11 protein-coding genes are annotated in these 19495 nt (G+C 39.1%); 3 read left to right on the top strand and 8 right to left on the bottom strand.

From position 1 onward, the window contains the following. Positions 1–15 precede the first annotated feature (15 nt). Positions 16–1554: a family 43 glycosylhydrolase gene (locus tag ACTHN6_RS05515; RefSeq protein ID WP_440434724.1), complete on the top strand. Its 1539-nt coding sequence runs from the start codon at positions 16–18 to the stop codon at positions 1552–1554. 16 nt (positions 1555–1570) lie between these two features. Here ACTHN6_RS05515 and ACTHN6_RS05510 read toward each other — a convergent pair whose 3' ends face one another. The 3 genes from ACTHN6_RS05510 to ACTHN6_RS05500 form a co-directional block, all read right to left on the bottom strand. After that, a complete protein-coding gene (locus ACTHN6_RS05510; RefSeq protein WP_440434723.1) occupies positions 1571–2725 on the bottom strand; it encodes a prolipoprotein diacylglyceryl transferase in 1155 nt (384 codons plus the stop codon). A gap of 55 nt (positions 2726–2780) precedes the next feature. Continuing rightward, complete coding sequence (locus ACTHN6_RS05505; RefSeq protein WP_440434722.1) at positions 2781–4733, bottom strand: sialate O-acetylesterase; 1953 nt, start codon at positions 4731–4733, stop codon at positions 2781–2783. Positions 4734–4896: 163 nt separating this feature from the next. Continuing rightward, positions 4897–6294: an SGNH/GDSL hydrolase family protein gene (locus tag ACTHN6_RS05500; protein ID WP_440434721.1), complete on the bottom strand. Its 1398-nt coding sequence runs from the start codon at positions 6292–6294 to the stop codon at positions 4897–4899. A gap of 186 nt (positions 6295–6480) precedes the next feature. On the opposite strand from ACTHN6_RS05500, the gene ACTHN6_RS05495 reads away from it, so the two are divergent. Next, complete coding sequence (locus tag ACTHN6_RS05495) at positions 6481–9807, top strand: GH92 family glycosyl hydrolase (protein WP_440434720.1); 3327 nt, start codon at positions 6481–6483, stop codon at positions 9805–9807. 130 nt (positions 9808–9937) lie between these two features. Here ACTHN6_RS05495 and ACTHN6_RS05490 read toward each other — a convergent pair whose 3' ends face one another. Further along, positions 9938–12493, bottom strand: a complete 2556-nt coding sequence (locus tag ACTHN6_RS05490; protein WP_440434719.1) for a glycoside hydrolase family 38 C-terminal domain-containing protein — start codon at positions 12491–12493, stop codon at positions 9938–9940. 361 nt (positions 12494–12854) lie between these two features. Here ACTHN6_RS05490 and ACTHN6_RS05485 point away from each other — a divergent pair, with 361 nt between their 5' ends. Continuing rightward, entirely contained in the window at positions 12855–14669 is a 1815-nt protein-coding gene (locus ACTHN6_RS05485; protein WP_440434718.1) for a DUF4139 domain-containing protein, read from the top strand. On the opposite strand, the gene ACTHN6_RS05480 is transcribed toward ACTHN6_RS05485, so the two are convergent. The 4 genes from ACTHN6_RS05480 to ACTHN6_RS05465 form a co-directional block, all read right to left on the bottom strand. Then, complete coding sequence (locus tag ACTHN6_RS05480; RefSeq protein WP_440434717.1) at positions 14670–15440, bottom strand: response regulator transcription factor; 771 nt, start codon at positions 15438–15440, stop codon at positions 14670–14672. A 2-nt stretch (positions 15441–15442) separates the two neighbouring features. Beyond that, positions 15443–18580, bottom strand: coding sequence for a ligand-binding sensor domain-containing protein (locus ACTHN6_RS05475; RefSeq protein ID WP_440434716.1), 3138 nt, complete (start codon positions 18578–18580; stop codon positions 15443–15445). Positions 18581–18689: 109 nt separating this feature from the next. Next, positions 18690–19115: a hypothetical protein gene (locus tag ACTHN6_RS05470; RefSeq protein WP_440434715.1), complete on the bottom strand. Its 426-nt coding sequence runs from the start codon at positions 19113–19115 to the stop codon at positions 18690–18692. 42 nt (positions 19116–19157) lie between these two features. After that, a complete protein-coding gene (locus ACTHN6_RS05465) occupies positions 19158–19409 on the bottom strand; it encodes a type II toxin-antitoxin system HicA family toxin (RefSeq protein ID WP_440434714.1) in 252 nt (83 codons plus the stop codon). Positions 19410–19495: the final 86 nt, after the last annotated feature.

Below are 19495 nucleotides of genomic sequence, written 5' to 3'. Positions count from 1 at the left end.
TACAAAGAACTTTATATGAATGCTGCTGTATTGTTTGCAAGTTTTATTATGCAGATGCTTGTTTATTTTTCGATGCATACCGAAAAAAATAATTCCGGCATTTCTTTTATTGAACAGCGGATAACCGGTGATACGATACGGCCTGTAATTCCCGGCGACTTTGCAGATCCTTCTGTTATCCGTGTTGGCAATAGCTATTACGCTGTTGGAACATCATCTGAATGGGCGCCGCATTATCCTCTTTTTAAATCAACCGATCTTATTCACTGGAAGCAGTCGGGGTATCTATTTCCGCAAACGCCGGCGTGGGCTTCATCATCATTCTGGGCGCCTGAACTGTATTATCGCAACGGAATATATTATGCTTATTATACAGCGCGTAAAAAGGCTGATAGTATTTCATGCATAGGCGTAGCTACGTCAAAAAATCCCGAAAAAGGCTTTACAGATCAGGGTATTGTGCTGGAGTTTCACAAAGAAGCCATCGATCCTTTTATTATAGAAAGTGATGGTAAGTTATTCATGTCATTCAAAGCTTATGGTTTGGATAACCGCCCGATAGAGTTATTATGTTATCAGCTTACTGATGATGGATTAAAAACTGTTGGTGAGCCCTTCATGTTGTTGCGTGATGATGAAAAGATTGGCCTGGAAGGGCAATGTATAATTAAACGCAACAATTATTATTATATATTTTATTCAGCAGGAAGTTGTTGCGGAAGCAAATGCAGTTATCATGTAAACATTGCCAGGTCGGCATCACTCAAAGGCCCTTATACAAAGTATGAAAATAATCCTGTACTTACTGAATATGGTGAATGGAAATGTACCGGGCATGGCACTATTGTAAACACTGCGAAAGGAGAAGATTATTATTTGTACCATGCCTACAGTAAAGTGGATGATGTTTATACGGGACGACAGGGTATGCTCGCAAAACTGGAATGGGATAAGCAAACCGGCTGGCCGGTGATTAAACCAATTAGCGGCGAAAACCCTGCAAGTTTTAAAGATGATTTTTCAACCGGTAAATTGAACAACTACTGGCAATGGGATTTCAGACATGCACAACCGCAAATAAAGATTGAAAAAGGGGTATTGTATTTATCAGGCAAACCCACAGCAGATAATGCAACAGGTATAGCATTATCAGTACGCCCATATAAACCCAATTATGCAATAACTGCGGCTGTAGTGAATAACAATGCTTCATTAAAGGGATTATGTATTTATGGCGATGCGAACCAATCTGCGGGCATTGGCATTAAAAATAATATTGTTCAGGTTTGGTATATAAAGGATAATGAAAAGAAAGTGCTGAATGCTATAAATGCAAATGCTGCACAACCGCTGTATTTAAAGCTGGCAGTGAAGGATGGTTGCAAACTCAGGTTTTACTGGAGTGACGTTGCAGGCAAATGGAATGAAATAGTAACAGGAGAGGATTATTTTAATGCAGGTTTTTTGCCACCCTGGGATCGCAGCCCGAGGCCAGGCTTATTGCAGCAGGGAAATGAACCCGCTGCATTTGATTTTTTTGAGATCAGGTATTAATAAACTTTTGGAAAAATTATTTAATCTTATTCGCCTTTAATACGGGTGCTATAAAATATAACAATACGCCGCAACAAAAACAAAACACAGCAAGTATCTCTGCCTGCGTGGGATGCAGTCCAAGAAAATTATAACGTACATCAATCCTTATTTTCTCAATTAAAAAACGTTCAACGCCCATCAGCATCAAACAATATGCAGATACACGGCCTGCAAGCTTTTCACGCCTTAAAGCAAATAATAAAACCAGTACGATTATTAATCCCATGGCCAGCTCATATAAAGGGGTTGGATAAACAGGCACAGCAAGTTTATAACAATAGTCATCCCATGTGCAGCCCTGCATATAAATGCCCTTGCGCAAAATGTTATGCGGATAATCATAACTCCATAACCAATCCGGCAACCATGAAAAAGGATTAGGTTTTGGATTATTTATACCCCAGTCCCCATCGCCTGCAATATGGCAGCCCAGCCTTCCTAATGAATAACCCAATATTAAAGCCGGCGCCAATGCATCTGCCATGCGCATACGCTGCAAGCCAAATTTGTAATGGTACAGCCACATGGCAAACGTGGCTACAATAAAACCGCCAAGAAATGCGAAGCCTTCCGAAGAAAAGAAAGTGTGTACAGGGTCTTTAATAAACTTGCTCCAGTGTTCCAATACACCAAAAATCTTTGCACCAATAATGCCCGACAAAGCCGCAATTAAAATGGCATGTGGTACATATTCATGCGGATAAATTTTTTTAATCTCGTTATAAGGAACAGCAGGCCGCCGCTTGTATTGAATATAAAAAGTTACAAAGGCCCAGATAGCTCCGCAAATAATTCCCGCTGTTAAGTTGCCTTGTAATGAAAAAAAATAGCCAGCATTGTTTTTATACGTATCGCCGGTAAACAAGCCAATTAGTTTAAAGCCGCCAATAAAGCCCAATATAAAATGAAACAATATGCGTTGAATATTTATGCCATTACCAACAGTTATTGTTTCAGCCCTATACGTTAACTCACCAGCTTTTTCTTTATATTTTAATTCATGTTCCCATAACCATGCAGCCGGAATAAATGCCAGCGCCATAAAAAAACCGGCGGTGCTTATAGCCTCCAGGAAAGGAAGGCTTATTCCAAAAAATTCTTTAATGAGATAATATAAATTGGGATACATGAAATTATCTTCAGGATATTATGAAGATAGGATTATCGGCAAAATGATGTATGGTTTACTCGTTGAATAAAAATTTCCTGCCTGCTGTTGTCAGTTTAAAATCATCTGTTCTGAAAGGTGCAACGGGCAAACCATTTTTATTATACAAATCAATATCGCCGGGCTGGCCGCTCCATAAATACCGTACAGCAATGGGGTTTTGTATATTCATGCTATAAACAACCACTGAGGTTTCGTTTTTAATATAGGCTTTCGCCCAATGAAAAACACTGTCGCTGCCTGCAATGGCAAAGCCACGTACATAACCATGCTTGTCTTTGCAAATAATATTATTATCAAATGTTATAATGATGCTGTCATCTGCAACCTGCATATTTTTATAATGCGGGCTTACTTCAATACTGTCAATATGGTAAACTATATTTAATGCTGTCATCGCAAGCCGGTTGCCCACGGCCAGTTTGTTATGCGGATGCAGATTATCGGCTTCACCCACATCAATCGTTACCGCCATACCGGTATTGGGCAGTGATAAAGCGGCAGCCTGCGCTTCACGTAATTCAGCCCAGTCGCTGTTTTCAGGCCGCAGGGGTTCTTTGCCAAGATTGGGTAATTGAACAATTAGAAAAGGCAAATCGCCCTGGTTGAATTGCCTGCGCCAGTCTGTTATCATAGCAGGCAATAATTGTTTATATTCTTCAGCCCTGCCCGTATTGGCTTCGCCCTGGTACCAGATAAAACCTTTAATGCTTAACTGCGTTAGCGGCGCAATATTCGCGTTGTATAACACCGTTGGCGTTCCAAATATGTAGGTATTTGCAACCAATGGTTTTTTAAATTTTGATGCATCAATTTGCACTCCTTTTTTATACTTCCATTCACCGGCCCAATAAGGAGACCAAAACATATTATACATGCCGCCCTTGCCGCCTGCATCAAACACACGCACCACAACAATGTTATTTTTCGGTTTAATAATACTGTCAGGTATTTTAAATGTCGTCATATTCATATTGCCATAAGCTTCGCCCACTTTAACGCCGTTTACCCAGCAAATATGATAATCATCCACCTGGCCTAAATTGATGTTGGAATTGCCAAAAAAATCCTTCGGAAAAGAATCATAACTTTTCCTGAACCATACCGATCCATCGTAATCTTTCAGTTCATTATCTTCCCAATGCGAAGGCTGGTTCATTGTTTTCCAGTCACTCATATCTGTCTCCGGTTTATACCATTGCTGCGTTAAGCCCGGATCATCTTTTAAATAATATTTTTTTTCCCATGACGATTTTATCTTTTCAAAATCATCATTCATCTGTTGGATGCTTTTATGCGGGGCGAGGTAAGTATTATAAAATTTATCGAATTGTGGAAACTGCTGTATTGCACTATTGCTCATCCACTCTTCAATGGCAGTTGCCCCGAGGTTATCACTTATCAGCCCAATGGGAATATTTAAGTGTTGTTGAAGATAACTGCCGAAGAAAAAACCAACGGCTGTAAATCCGTTTACATCTCTTGTGTTTGCAATTTTCCATGAACCGCTTTTTATGGTGTCCTGCGGCACAAAATCAGTTCCAATGCCAACAGTAAATAACCTTATTTGATTGTTGTTGAATGCTGCTGTGTCAGGTTTTGGATTGGCATCTTTAACTGCAAACTGCATATTGCTTTGGCCGCCGCATATCCAAACATCACCAAATAAAACATTGTTTAGTTCAACAGTATTTTTTCCTTTAATGATAATTTGATAAGGCCCGCCTGCTACCTGCGCCGGTAATGTTATTTTCCATTTGCCGTTAAGGGCAGTAGTATTATACGTTGCCTGATTGAATGATATAGTTATAGCTTCATTATTATCAGCAGTGCCCCAGATGTTGCAGGGTTTATCGCGCTGCAAAACCATATTGCTTTGAAATAATACAGGCAGTTGTACATTGGCTTTTGCATGTATGAATGCAATTAAAAAAAGAATAAAAAGAAAAAATTTGTTTCTGTATTTCATGCATCAAAATAATTAAGGTTTATTTTTTGGGTAACCGGCTAAGGAATTTATGGCATCGTTCCTTGCGTCGCAACACTTGTGCTGCAGTTTTTCATGGCTGCGGCGGTTTCAATTTCATAAAGCGCCTACTATTCACTTGTTTCTTCAATTTTATGTTTTTCATTTAATCAACCTTTTCAATACTTATTATATGCTCAGCAGGTTGTGCAAGCTTATACATTTCATCCGCCATCGCATCCATTTGTTTTTGCAATGCATCACGCTGTGATCTTGTATGCGTTTCCATATATGCTTCTTTTTTGCCATTGATGAATGGGTTCTTCTTTGCTTCCGCCATTATTGAATCGGTTATGGCTTGTGAATCCTGCAGGAACCAGCCTTTATCATATAAATAATCATAACTGATCCAGTAAAATGCACGCAGTTTATCTTCCAGGTCTTTGCGTTTCAATTGCAGCTCCATTATTTTTTTGGCCTGCTGATATTGCGGCGTATTGCTTAATAAAGCAAGATTAATACCCTCGTTTAAGTCAGCGCCGGTAAAAGTTTTGATAACATCGCCATCGATCTTCAGGGTATAATTTTTGTTAGCATCAAGGCTTTTTACTGCAAGCATTTCCTCATTAAATTCTTTAATAAACGGAATGACACTTAATGCTTCATATTGCTTCTGCGGGTTTAAAAATACCCTTGCCGTTGAATCAATTGGGAATGGTAGCGACTTCGCCAAATATTTAAAAGTAACGGTATTATTTTTTTTATTGATTGCTGTAACAGTTGCATTATCCGCGTTTATAAGCTTACCGGTTTTTCCATTAATTGAAACATGGGCAATAGGTTTGCCAGCCAGGCCCTGTGCTTTCAAAAACAAATAGGCCATCACCAGGTGGCCGGCATTGCCCGGATGAATCCTGTCGGGCCCTGTGATGGTAAACGCCGTATCTGTTTGTTGCCCTTTTAAATTAATATCGGTCATCGGATAAAACAAATCAACATACGGCCAGTTGTTTTTAATGGCTGCTTCTTTCTGAAAAGCAACAATGCCTTCCATCGTTTTAAACTTTCCCCAAAAAGGATCTTTGCCATTCTTCACCGTTTCATCATACGGCGATGAAGCCATCATAATTTTTTTAATGCCGGGATAAGCATTCACTTTATTCCTGATTTTTTCAAACCATTTGTAAGCCGTATCAATAGCGCTCTTGCGCACACTGTCCGTTTTATCTTTATGCATCCAGTATTCAAAATAACGGCTGTCATTCATACCAAAGCTTATAGATAAAACAGTCGGCTTTTTTATAAGCAGGTCGCTGTCCATGCGCAGGTAAATTTGCCTTGCCACATCTCCGCCGATACCGCCGTTATACACAGTAATTCTTCTTTCGGGAAAATGTGTGATGTAATACAGCCAGATATAGGTTTCATAAAAACCCGCTTCTGTAATGCTGTTGCCTGCAAACACAATGCGGTCGTCATTTACAAAAGGCGCAGGTGATTTTTGGGCAAACGAAAGCAGGCAGGCCATCAAACAAAAACAACTTATAACAAGCTTTAATTTCATTCGTATATTTTTTATTTTTAGTTGCTGAACGAAGCGGCCGGTATGTATTGTAGTAACATTTTATGGCGCGAATAATAAGTACATTCAGCCGGTATTTACCACTATCGCCAACAGATAATTAACAGTTTTAATATAGCGGTAAAGCTATTCTAAAGTGTCTTATGTGTTACCACATAAACTTTTCCTTTGAAAAATTTTTCTTTCCTGTTTTTATGTTGCGTTACTATCGTTGCACATGCGCAAAAAAAATATCCGGCTGATTATGTAAACCCGTTTATTGGCGCCAGCACCAGCGCGGGCAAAGCGGGCATTTATCATGGGCTTGGCAAAACTTTTCCCGGCGCCACCACGCCGTATGGCATGGTACAGGTGAGCCCGAATACAATTACCGGTGGCGATAATGGTTCCGGCTACAGTTATGAACATACAAGTATGGAAGGCTTTGCATTCACACAAATGAGCGGCATTGGCTGGTATGGTGATCTGGGTAATTTTTTGGTGATGCCTGCAACAGGCAAACTGAAAACATCTTCGGGAAAATTAAATGATAAGCCCGGAACCGGGTATCGTACCCGATATGATAAAGCAAGTGAAAAGGCATCGGCAGGTTATTATACAGTTCAGCTAACAGATTATAATATCAAAGCAGAAATGACGGCGGCGCCTCATAGTGGTATATTGCGTTTCACATTTCCGGCAAATAAAAGATCACGCATACAGATTGACCTGGCAAGAAGGGTAGGAGGAACATCAACAGCGCAATATGTGAAAGTTGTAAACGATAATACCATTGAAGGCTGGATGCAATGCACGCCTGAAGGCGGTGGCTGGGGCAATGGCGATGGCAAGGCCAACTATACGGTTTATTTCTATGCGCAATTCAGCAAGCCTTTAAAAGATTATGGCGTGTGGCGTGCAAACATTCCCGATACGGCCAGCCGCAAACGCGAAGCGATAGAAAGTGATTATTACCAGCAGTGGATTGCCGGTGCGGCTATTGAAAAAAATAGTAAAGACGCCGAAGGAAAACATCTTGGCTTTTATACGCAGTTTGAGACAAAAGCGGATGAGCAGGTTTTAATGAAAGCGGGCATTTCATTCGTGAGTATTGAAGGGGCGAAGAAAAATCTTGAAGCAGAAATAAGCGATTGGAATTTTGATAATGTTCATGAAAATGCGGTTAAGCTTTGGAATAATGCCTTAAATGTTATTTCAATTGATGGCGCAACAGAAGAACAGAAATTTGTTTTCTATACAGCATTGTATCATACCATGATTGATCCGCGGATTGTAACTGACGTTGATGGTAACTATACGGGTGGCGATAATAAAATTCATCATTCAACAGCATTTCATAAACGCAGCATATTCAGCGGCTGGGATGTTTTCAGAAGCCAGTTCCCGCTGCAAACCATTATCAACCCAACATTGGTGAATGATATGATTAATTCGCTGGTAACGTTGGCTGATGAAAGCGATAGCAATTATTTGGAAAGATGGGAGCTGCTGAATGCTTACAGCGGCTGCATGCTGGGCAACCCTGCCGTTGCTGTATTGGCCGATGCCTATGTAAAAGGCATTCGCAATTATGATGTGCAAAAAGCATATCAGTATGCCGTTAATACCAATGAAAAATTTGGCAATGGAAAATTGGGGTATGATCCCGGCAGCATAGCTAAAACATTAGAATATGCTTTTGACGACTGGTGCTTATCGCAAATTGCAAAAGGCTTGCATAAAGATGATGATGCAAAAAAATATTATACACGTTCGCTGGATTATAAAAACATCTGGGACACATCGCACAACTGGTTTCGGCCACGCAATGAAGATGGCTCCTGGGAGCCCTGGCCAAAAGACGGGCGGTTAACAGATTGGTACGGCACATTTGAAACCAATCCTTATCAGCAGGGGTGGTTTGTTCCGCATGATGTGGATGGTATGGTTGCATTAATGGGCGGCAGGAAAAAAACAATTGCCGACCTGGAAGATTTCTTCAATAAAACGCCTAAAAATTTTTCATGGAACAGTTATTATAATCATGCGAATGAACCGGTGCATCATGTGCCATTTTTATTTAATCGACTCGGCGCTCCATGGTTAACGCAATACTGGACAAGGATTATCTGCGACAGCGCCTATCACAATGCTGTTGAAGGTTTGGTGGGTAATGAAGATGTGGGCCAGATGAGCGCCTGGTATGTGCTGGCATCTATTGGTATCCATCCTGTGTGCCCCGGATCAACAAGAGTGGAAATTACAAGTCCTTCATTTAAACAGGCAACGATTCATTTAAAAGATGGGAAAACATTTTCCATCATTGCGCATAACAATGCTTCATCCAATATTTATATACAGAGCGCCCTGCTGAACGGCAGGCCTTATAATAAATGTTATATTGATTATTATGATATCATGAAAGGCGGCAGGCTTGAATTAACAATGGGTGCAAAGCCAAATAAAAACTGGGGAATAATGCAGGCCACATATAAGGACAGTGCTGCTACAAATTTTTTTAAAAGAACAACAGGCGTTGTTGCTATGGATGGCGGTTATACAATCCGGTTGAATGACGGCAAAATATTATGGCTTTTTGGTGACAGTTATATTGATGAATATGACAGCATAACTAAAACAGTTCCCTGTTTATTTCAGGCAAGAAACAGCGCTTTATTGCAGCCTTCCGCAAATGATTGGCAGCAGGCTAATACCATTGTTTTAACCGGTAATAAAAGCCATGACAAAACATTTCTGACAGATAAAAATAATCCCAGTCATTTCTTTTGGCCGGGTTGCGGTTATCAATTGAATGATACCATTTTCATCTATGGTATGAACATGAAAAATGCAAAAGGCGGTTTGGGTTTTGCCAAAGCCGGGAATGATGTATGGATAAAGCTTTTATATCCCTCTTTAAAAACAATTGCAATACAGGAATTACCTGCAAGCGACAGCATACAGTTTGGCAGTGGTTTGGTGGAAGATAAAGAAAATGAGTTTGTTTATATCTATGGCGCTAAAGCAAAATTTATATCAGCGGATGTATATGTAGCCAGGTTCTCTTACAATAATCCTGCTGCGGAATGGGAATATTGGAATGGCGTATCATGGAGTAATAAAATTAAAGACGCAAAACCTGTTACGGAAGCATTGTCTAACAGTACCACCATATCAAAGGTGAAGAATAAATATCTTTTACTTACAGCGGAGTTCAGCGTAAGTTGTGATGGCGGTAAAGATATTTATGCAGCTGTAAGCGATCATCCGGAAGGGCCTTTTTCAACACCTGAAACTATTTATACCATTACCGATACATTGCAGGGCCATTATCCTTTTTTCTATTTGCCAATTGCGCACCCGGATTGTATTAATGATAATAATGAATTGCTCATTCACTATTCCATCAACGGCTATGAGCCTTGTATTAAGAACTGTGTAAGCAACAGGTTTAACCCCGAATATTACCGCCCTCAGGCCATATATGTTTCGTTGAATGAACTGGGTATTGAATAACGTGAGTTTGAGTATTTAAATTTTGATTATGAAATTAAAGATGATTGAAAAAAAGAACTACGAACGTCATTTCGACGATAGGAGAAATCTCCCAAATGATGACCCTGGTTAATCTTATCCCGGGCTTACCTTACTGATACCTTGCATTTACCAGCTTAACCGTTTTAAAACCAAATAGCGGAATGTTACAATCAAAATAAACTTTTTGTTTTCCGTTAAATTGAACAGATGAAGTGGTGGCATCATTCAGTTCCACAAACTGCAACTCATCTGCATAACAATTCAGCCTGATATGGTGTTTTGTTTGATCCGAAGAATTGTTCACCAATCTTACATACAGATCATCGCCTTTATAATACATGGCTGTAATAGCCAGGCCATCATCCATGCCTTCAATAAAATTATTTACCGCTTTACCGGCATCAGCTGCAACTGTAATAACCGGCTGGTTCCATTTAATTGTTTCATTGTTTAAACCGGCTTCATTCCATTTGCCTTTGTGTGGCACGAGTGCATAATGAATATCCGTGGGCCCGTCAACGCTGTAATGCCTGTCCCATAAACCAACACCGGCATATTGAATGGTTAAAGCCAATGGAAAATTTTCACCATGCGAATAACTGGTTACATGGTCGGAGAGCAAGGCCATACCATAATTGCCATCACCATCGGTTACATCAACCCAGTTAAAAACAACATTGTTTTTAATACTGTCCCAGCGATTGTAAAAAGTGTTGGATAATTTACTTTCCGTTACATCAAGCGGCGCATCTTTATATAGTTTTTGATTTTTTAAACTTAATGGGAATGCAGCGAGCAATTTACTGCTATCATTATAAAAAGCTTTGTGGCGGTCGGCAGCATAATAGCCGCCAGACTGCCTGTAATCTTCACCAATACCAATACCTTTTTTATAATCAATATACAGGCGCACATCAATGCGTTTTTGACCCTGTATTAAAGTAATAGTCTGAACAAAATCATTTCCGCTTATGGTTCCGGTAACCTGCAGTTTTATTTGTAAAGGCCCGTTTTCAGCAACAGTAACCTTTACAGGCTTATCGCTGCTTTTTGCATAACCGCCATTATTATAGAAATGCCCGCGCAAAACATTAAAATCGTTTGCATCTTCTGCAACAAAATTTTTATTGTCAAGATTTTTTGCAATGAGTTGTTTGATGTTGCCATGCTTTGCATCAATTACCAGTTTATACAAATCGGATTCCATTACAAAATTTCCTTTGTTGTCGTTTGTAATAAAAGTGCCGGCTGAAGCAGCCTGTTTTGGGTTATTTATTAAAGTATAATTATGATAACCAAAAGCCGGTATGCCGGCCTCGAACAGTAAAGTTTTTGATGAATCTTTATTGTAAATAAGTTGCGATGGGATCACTTTGCCATTTTGCGATATTCCTTTTGCCGGTGAATTATCATCAAGGTTTACAGTAATCACCTCGTTCCTGTTAATAGCTGTTGTATTGATTGCAATAAGATGTTGCGTGTTATTACCTGCTGCCTTTGGCGCTAATGCTTTTAATGATTGCTGAATAATATTGTTGCTTATTGAATCGGTGAAGCCCGTCCAGAGCTTCACATGATCAGCCCATGTTTTTCCATTGTGCATGTTATAAGGCACAATCCAGCAATCATGATGCTGCGCCAATAGTAATGTTCTCCAGGCTTCATCAAATTGCGTTTGAGGATAGGGAAGGCCTGCATATAGTTTTGCCATCGCGGCTGTTTTTTCAGCCATTGTTATTTTATTTTCAGCCGCACGAACTTCCTGTGCAATGCGTTGTAAAACCTGCGCGCCCCAAACGAGGCTTACCTGTATATCTTCCTGCGAAAGGCGCCAGTTTTCAATATCTTTTTTGTTTTCTATCAGTTTGAAATAATTGCGCCACGTGGTGTATTGTGTAGCGGAAGATTTATAGCCGTCAAGCCAGGGGCCATTTTTCCAGCCGGCATCCTGCAGGCACATGCCAACGGGATATTGTATGCCCTGTTTGAATGCAGCATTAATGTAAGTGTCTGAATTGTTCCAGGCTGTTGTTTGCCAGGTTGACCTTCTTTGCAAATCCTCCGAGGCATAACGCGGAACGGTTAATATACTTGTTCCGTCAGGCCCGATCCAGTTTAATGATTCGCCGCCATAAGCCCTCACATAACCGCCCCAGCAGGTGTTAGGATTCTTAAGCGAAGCATATTTAAACCCTAATGATTTTAATATGCCGGGCAATGCACTTGTAAAACATGGCTCTTCCGATGAATAGGTTGTGAATTGAATAGCCGGAAAATGTTGCTTTAACTTTTGCATGCCATACTGAAATTGCCTGATAATACTTTCTTCAGAAATATTGTATAAATACCCCTGGCCATAAGATGGATTTACATATTCAACAGGTGCATTGTAAGATGAATCGTTGATGAGTTTTTTTATAGCTGCATAGCCTGCAGGGTCTTTCAATGCAATTGTATCCCAGCTTTCAGGTTCTATTTCCAGGTTTACTTTCCAGTTTTTATGAATGCTTAAACTATCTGCAATAAACTTTGTTACCCATAGAGGATAATGGCCGTAAATGCCGCCATGATAGCCATCCACAAAATAATTTGTTTGGGCAGTGAGCGGTTGACACGCGGCTAAAGCAATGGAAAAAAATAAAGAAACGATGGTTGTTCTTTTCACAGAAGCTTTAGTTTAAAAAAGGGGCAGGAATGCCCCCTTTGAATTTTACGACTGCTTTTGTATGAGACAAAAAATGCATGGTTGATATGTGTAACAATTCTAATAATTATTGGGATTAATAAATCGCTGCCAAACCACTCTATCTCATTTACACTTAACAGGTATAAGTAACCTTAAAAATAATTTCCCGCTATTCATAAAATTTATTTCAGGATTCCTGGTGAAAAATTGTTTAACAGTAATTGCTTATGAATTAAAACCGGATCGATATACTGTTTTATTAAACGGCTTTGCCGGTTTTAAAAAAGATTTACAGATTATGTAAAAAAGTTTTTTTCTGCATCTGTTGTTAAACAATTGTATGAAAAAAAATATAATCACTCTTTTACTGCTTATCAACTTTTTTGACATTTATGCAGCAGACGAAAAAAATGAAGTGCAGGCAAACCTTACATCGGTTACTGTTTACAGGTCTGGTGCAGAAATGACGCACAATGTTTCTGCAATATTAAAAGCAGGAAACAACCAGCTTATAATTAATAATATTAGCAATGCAGTTGACAGTAACAGTATCCAGATAAAAGCGCCGTCTTCCGTTACCATTCTTGGCTTTGAATTTTCAAAGAATTACCTGGTAAGCACAACCAAGACGCAGCGCAGGCAACAGCTTGATGATTCATTGCAGCAGGTGCAAAATAATATTGACAAGCTTCAGCTTTCCATCACCAATTCAAGAGAATTACTTGATGTTTTAAAAATGAACCGGGATATAAAAGGTGAACAAAATGGTTTAAGCGTATCAGAACTGGAAAAGTTGATGGACTATTATGATTCAAAGTCAACCGAATTGCAAAACACGATCGCCCAATTAATGGAAAAGAAAAATAAAGCGGTTACTCTTGCTGATAAAATAAAAGAACAGATAAATGAAGAAGATAAAAAGAATATAAGCACGGCAGGCAGGTTAACGCTTGAACTGAATGCCGCTATGCCTTTGAAAGCGGATTTTATTATCTCCTATATTGCCCGGAATGCTTACTGGCAGCCGTTTTACGATATGCGTGCAGACAATATTCAACTCCCGTTAAAGATCTTTTATAAAGCGAAAATTGTTCAAACAACCGGTATCGACTGGAAACAGGTAAAGCTTTCTTTGTCAACCGCTACACCATCGCAAAAAAGAAATGCGCCGGAGCTGCAAGCGTGGTTCCTGGGTTATATTAATTCTTACTTCCGAAATGAGCTTAATGGTTCATTGGCAGGCAAAATCGCAGGCATACAAATGCGTGGCGCCACAAATTTGAATGAAGTAGTCGTTGTTGGTTACGGCACGGCAAAGAAGGATGCAATTACTGGCAGTGCTGCAGCGCCAAAACCTGTGTATGTTGTTAATGGCAGTGTTGTAAGTGAAGAAGCATTTCAGCAAATAAATCCCAACAGCATTAAAAGCATTGATCATTTAAAACCTGTAGCAGCAAAAGATATATACGGCAGTGTTGCAGAAGGCGGCGCTGCTGTTGTTCAATTAAAGGAAGGACTGCAGGATTATATAGCCGTTACCGACAAAACGCTGAATGTAAATTTCGATATAGATATTCCTTTTGATGTGCCAACCAATGGTAAAGAACAAACGGCCACTTTACAAATTATTGATGCCGGTACTGCATACGAACATGTTGCTATTCCGAAAATGGATAATGATGTTTACCTCATAGCAAAACTGCAAAACTGGGAACGGTTAAACCTCCTGCCGGGCGAAGCCAATATAATAATGGAAGGCACTTATGTAGGCAAAACCTATATTAACCCGGGGAAGACTTCAGATTCTCTTAATATAACCCTGGGCAATGATAGGCGGGTGGTTATAAACCGTAAAAAGCTTGAAGACTTCAGCAGCGTGAAGTTTTTTGGCAGCAACAAACTTCAGAAATTTACTTATGAAATTGTGGTAAAGAATAATAAAAAGGAAGCGGTAAATATTGTTGTAAAGGACCAGTATCCTTTGAGCACCAATAAAGACATTGAGGTGGAATTAAATGAAACTTCCGGCGCTGTTGCTGATAAAGATAATGGTTCGCTGATGTGGCAATTAAAACTTGAACCTAATGAATCAAAAACCTTCAGGTTTTCTTATACTGTAAAATACCCGAAAGACAAAAGCATAAATATTTACTGATCAATCGCTTTTTTCCTTCAAGCGATGGTGCATGTATTCAGAAGGCATTATACCAAATTGTTTTTCAAAATTCTTACTGAAAATTTTCGGCGAACTGTAACCAACGATTTCAGATACTTCATTTATGTTGTTGCCTTCCGCCATTAATTCAGCCGCTTTCTTTAAACGGGTAAGGTTAATAAGGTCGTTGGGTGTGAGGTCGGAAATGGAATTTATTTTACGGTAAAAAGTTGGCCGGCTCATGTTCATGAACTTTGCAAGCCGGTCAACATCCAGGCCGGTATCCTGCAAATGTTCAACGATAACCTCGTTTACTTTATCTAAAAAGCGTTCATCTGATTTTGTGTGGGCAATGGTTTTTAGTGCAACCAGTGGTGAATTGGCAAAGAACTGTTTTATCTTATTGCGGTTGGCCAGTAAACTGCCTATTTGTGTTTTTAAATATTTGGGTGAAAACGGTTTTTCTATGTAAACATCTGCGCCCAGTTCAAGGCCTTCAATCTTTGCCTGCATCGTATTTTTAGCGGTTAACAGCACCACCGGCAAATGGCTTAATTCAACGTCTGATTTAACGATGCTGCATAATTCGAAGCCATCCATCACAGGCATCATCACATCGCTTACAATAAGGTCAATTATTTCATTCTTTAAAACATCCAGGGCTGCTTTACCGTTTACCGTTTTTTTAACGGCATACAAATCCTGCAGGTTGCTTTCAATAAAGTCAAGTATCTCCGCATTGTCTTCCACTAATAAAATTACCGGCTTCATAGTCAATCGCTGTTATGAATATTACTGATAGGATGAACCGGCAATGTAAGCACAAATACATTCAAATCTTTGATGCACTTATCCAATACCAGCGTGCCATTGTGCATTTCTGCCAGTGAACGGCTCAGCGTTAACCCAATGCCCGTGCCGGCATGATTGGAAGTTTCCTTGAGGCGATAAAAACTATCGAATATTACTTCCTTATTCTCTTCAGGAATAATAAAGCCGTCGTTCGAGCATACTAACTGGTATCTTTCTTTTTTATCATCCGTATAATGCAGGCTGATGGAAACAAATTTTTCTGCATACTTAACGGCATTGTCAATAAGATTACTGAATATTTTGTTCAATGCTTCTTCATCTGCATAGGCAGATAAATTTTCAACCGATTTTACATCGAGCCTGATATTTTTTTGGTCAGCTACCGGTTTAAAACGAATATAATTATCATACAAAAGGCGGGAAACGTTGGTCTTAATAAAACTGAGATGAAAGCCGTTCATTTCAATCTTCCTGAAATCGAGTAACTGGTTGGCAAGATGCATCAGCCGGTCTGTATTGCGGCTCATCAGTTCCACACTGGTTTTAATCGACGGTACTTCATCAATCTGGTCCATGATGTTTTCCATGGGCCCTTTTATCAATGTAAGCGGCGTTTTAATTTCATGCGCCACATTGGTAAAAAAATTTATCTTGTCTTCATAATTTTCTTTTTCTTTTTCATATGCCAGTTTTTCAAGCCTGCGCTGTTGCCTTGCCCTTGACCGGTCAATAAAAAATTTAATTGTAAAAAATATTATGAGTAAAATCAATACAGCATATAACATATAAGCCTGCCAGGTTCGCCAGAACGGCGGCAATATTTCAATATCGAGCTTTGCGTAATTATCGGCCGTATTTTTTGCATCCAGCACTCTTACAAGAAAAGTATAATTGCCCGGCGTTAATTCTGTAAAATATGCTTTTCGATTGGTGGTAAGATAAGTCCAGCTTTTGTCAAGCCCTTCCATTTTATAAGCATAACCAATAGTGGAAGGTGCGTTGTAATTAAGCGCAGCAAAATCAATGCTGAATGATGACTGGTTATGCGCCAGCACAATCTTTTTTGTAAACGTGATGGATTGTTTAAGCGGTGACTTTGTTGAATCTATGCACAGCTCTTTGTTATACACCTGGAAGCCTGTAATATACACCGGCGGAATAAAATCGTTGCTGGTAATAGAATCAGGGTTAAAGCTGATCATACCTTTAACGCTGCCGAAATACATATTGCCTTTCTCATCTTTGCAAGCCGAGCGGTAGTTAAACTGGTCTGTTAACAAACCATGCGATTTATTAAATATTTTTACCTCCTTTGTTGAAGGCGTGAATCTCACCAGGCCTTTTGATGTGCTTACCCATAAATTATGATGATTGTCTTCAAGAATAGCATACACCACATCTGCTGGCAATCCATCCCTGGAAGTATAAATATGCAGCTCTTTTTTTTCCGGTTTATAAGCGCAAAGCCCGCCTTCCGTAGCAAACCACACAGTGTTTTTGCTATCGTAATAAATATAGTTTACAATATTGCAGGCAATAACCTGGTTATGATTAATGGAAAAGAAATAATGTTCTGCTTTATTGGTGGAAGGATTGTAAATGTAAATGCCATCACCATAAGTGCCACCCCATATATTGCCATTATTATCTTCGCCCAGCGCACGAAAAAATGCTTTGGGTAATGCAGTAATGCGTTCAAAATTATTTGTAGATGGCAGGTATTTAAATGCGCCTTTATCAGTGGCCGCAATTATTTCACCGGTTTTGGTTTTAAGTAAAGCGCCTATAAAATTGCTGCCAATGTCGGCATTAAGCGTGTTGAAATTATGCAGTCTTTTACCGTCACTATTCAGCAGGTCAAGTCCATGTAAATAAGTGCCTGCCCAAACCGTATCATTATAGGCAAGCAGGCTGTGAATGTTGGAATAAGAAACAGTCTGCCTGTCTTTCGCCGGATTGTAATTGATAAAGTTGCCTGTTGCCGCATTGAATTTATTTAACCCGGCATCTTCTGTTCCTACCCACAACATACCATGATCATCTTCATAAATTTCGCTCACGGCATTACCGCTTATGGAGTTCTCGTTTACCTTGGGAAAATATTTTTTAAAAATGATATCCTGCTTCGGGTAATAATTTACGCCGCCAAAATAAGTACCCGCCCAAATGCCGCCCTGTTTATCCAGGCAAAGCGTTTGCACAATATTGTCCGATAAGGAATAAGGGTCTTCAATCTGCTTTTGCAGGTTATAATAATTGCCGTTGCTGATGTTAAAAATATAAATACCCGACTGCGTTGCAATCCAGTATTCATCTTTATTAATGGCGATAATATCACGGACGATAATATCTGTTTTATCCGTATTTGAAGTAAGCAGGTCTTTATAGGTTGATGTTTTTATATCGAATAATTTCAAACCCTGGTTAGATGTTCCGATTAATAAAGTGCCGTTGCCTGCATCATACAGCGACTGTATCCATTTTGAAACAACATAACCGGAATGACTGAAGAGGTCATATTTTTCATCAAAGCTGTTGTTTGCTGTATTGTATTTTGCAATAGTGCCCGATGAGGTGGTTACCCATAAACTGCCATCCTTTAAAATATTGTAAGCTGTTACTTCTTTATTTATACTAAATGCATTGGTAACATTTGTTTTTGTATTGTGCCGGTACAGCGCATAGAGTGTTATATAATATACATCGTCGCCAACAACCTTTACAGATTGCACCGAGCCATTGCCCGCGGGTTCAAATTTTGTAAAGCTTTCAGTAAGTTCATCAAAAACAAATAATCCTTTTTCCGTTCCTACCCAGATTTTTTTATTTGCCGTTTCTGATAAACTCATGATCGCATTGCTGCCAATACTCTTTTTATCTGAAGGATTATTGCGAAAGATTTTATAGGAAAGCCCGTCAAACCGGTTGAGGCCATCTCTCGTGCCAAACCACATAAAGCCAAGATGGTCCTGCATCACACAAAGTACTGCGTTGTTGGAAAGGCCATCTTCCACCTGGTAATGCGTAAAATAATAGGGCTGAGTGCGGGCATCAGCCAGGAAAAATAACAATACAATAAATGCAAAGCATTTCCTCATACGGCAAATATCCAATGAAAGTGAATTAAATCAATGTCACTCCAGCTTTGAATAACCGCAATATGATAAAGGATAATCTTAATCCACATTCATATATTGGCAGTAACAATTATAATTCTACTGCCAATAATTCTTTTCCAAGATTATGAATAGCAGATTCAATTTTCTTTACCTGAGAGGGGCGGGGTTTTTTTAATCCTGAGGCATAATGCTGAAGCTGTTTCTGATTGATGCCTGTCATGCGTTCCAATGCTGCGTTTGTGAAGATTTTTTTATAGAAATTTAAAAAGCTTTCTGTATCAAATTTGAAAACCACTTCATTATCATCCATTAAAATAGCGGGTATATTTTCAGATTTATTATATTTTTTTAATAGTCGTATTCCTTCTATAGCAGACTGTTTGGCCTCTTCTACGGTATCGCCCATGCCATACACGCCTGGTGCATTTTCTGCATAAGCACTAAATGCGTTATTACTGCGTTCAATAATGATTTTTATTTTTTTTGTTTTACTTGTTTTTTGTTTGCCGCTCATTGTCTTCTATTTAATATCCAAATTTAAAAGTGCTGCTAAGCCTTATTTAAGCTTCATCTCTTTTCTTATTTTATTTTCAAGCCCTTTTCCCAATTCTTTTGCTCCATGAAATGGAACAGGATACATTTGTCCTTCTTTTTCATAAATATAATGGCTGCCTTCAGCCTTAATATACTTCCATCCGTTCTTTTTAATTAATCTGTGAAATTCTGAACTTTTCATTGGGTTTTGGGCCTTGATATTATTCACAAAAATATCGGTACAACAAATCAAAGGTAGTAAAAATGCTATCATTTTTAAATCTTAAATATCTTTTTCAGAAAGATTTAAATCTGTTATTGCGAAATGGCCACAGTTATTAAGCTTAACAACTTTGAGAC

This window comes from Parafilimonas sp. (genome assembly GCF_051953455.1).
Lineage (GTDB): Bacteria > Bacteroidota > Bacteroidia > Chitinophagales > Chitinophagaceae > Parafilimonas.
The sequence above is the reverse complement of the archived record's forward strand: the minus strand, read 5'-3'. Positions and strand labels throughout refer to the sequence as shown.

What these genes read in the sequence shown, in the direction of transcription:
- ACTHN6_RS05480 (WP_440434717.1), bottom strand. Translation starts at nt 15,440, where the DNA reads ATGAAGCCGGTAATTTTATTAGTGGAAGACAATGCGGAGATACTTGAC.
- ACTHN6_RS05500 (WP_440434721.1), bottom strand. Translation starts at nt 6,294, where the DNA reads ATGAAATTAAAGCTTGTTATAAGTTGTTTTTGTTTGATGGCCTGCCTG.
- ACTHN6_RS05475 (WP_440434716.1), bottom strand. Translation starts at nt 18,580, where the DNA reads ATGAGGAAATGCTTTGCATTTATTGTATTGTTATTTTTCCTGGCTGAT.
- ACTHN6_RS05485 (WP_440434718.1), top strand. Translation starts at nt 12,855, where the DNA reads ATGAAAAAAAATATAATCACTCTTTTACTGCTTATCAACTTTTTTGAC.
- ACTHN6_RS05465 (WP_440434714.1), bottom strand. Translation starts at nt 19,409, where the DNA reads ATGATAGCATTTTTACTACCTTTGATTTGTTGTACCGATATTTTTGTG.
- ACTHN6_RS05505 (WP_440434722.1), bottom strand. Translation starts at nt 4,733, where the DNA reads ATGAAATACAGAAACAAATTTTTTCTTTTTATTCTTTTTTTAATTGCA.
- ACTHN6_RS05510 (WP_440434723.1), bottom strand. Translation starts at nt 2,725, where the DNA reads ATGTATCCCAATTTATATTATCTCATTAAAGAATTTTTTGGAATAAGC.
- ACTHN6_RS05515 (WP_440434724.1), top strand. Translation starts at nt 16, where the DNA reads ATGAATGCTGCTGTATTGTTTGCAAGTTTTATTATGCAGATGCTTGTT.
- ACTHN6_RS05470 (WP_440434715.1), bottom strand. Translation starts at nt 19,115, where the DNA reads ATGAGCGGCAAACAAAAAACAAGTAAAACAAAAAAAATAAAAATCATT.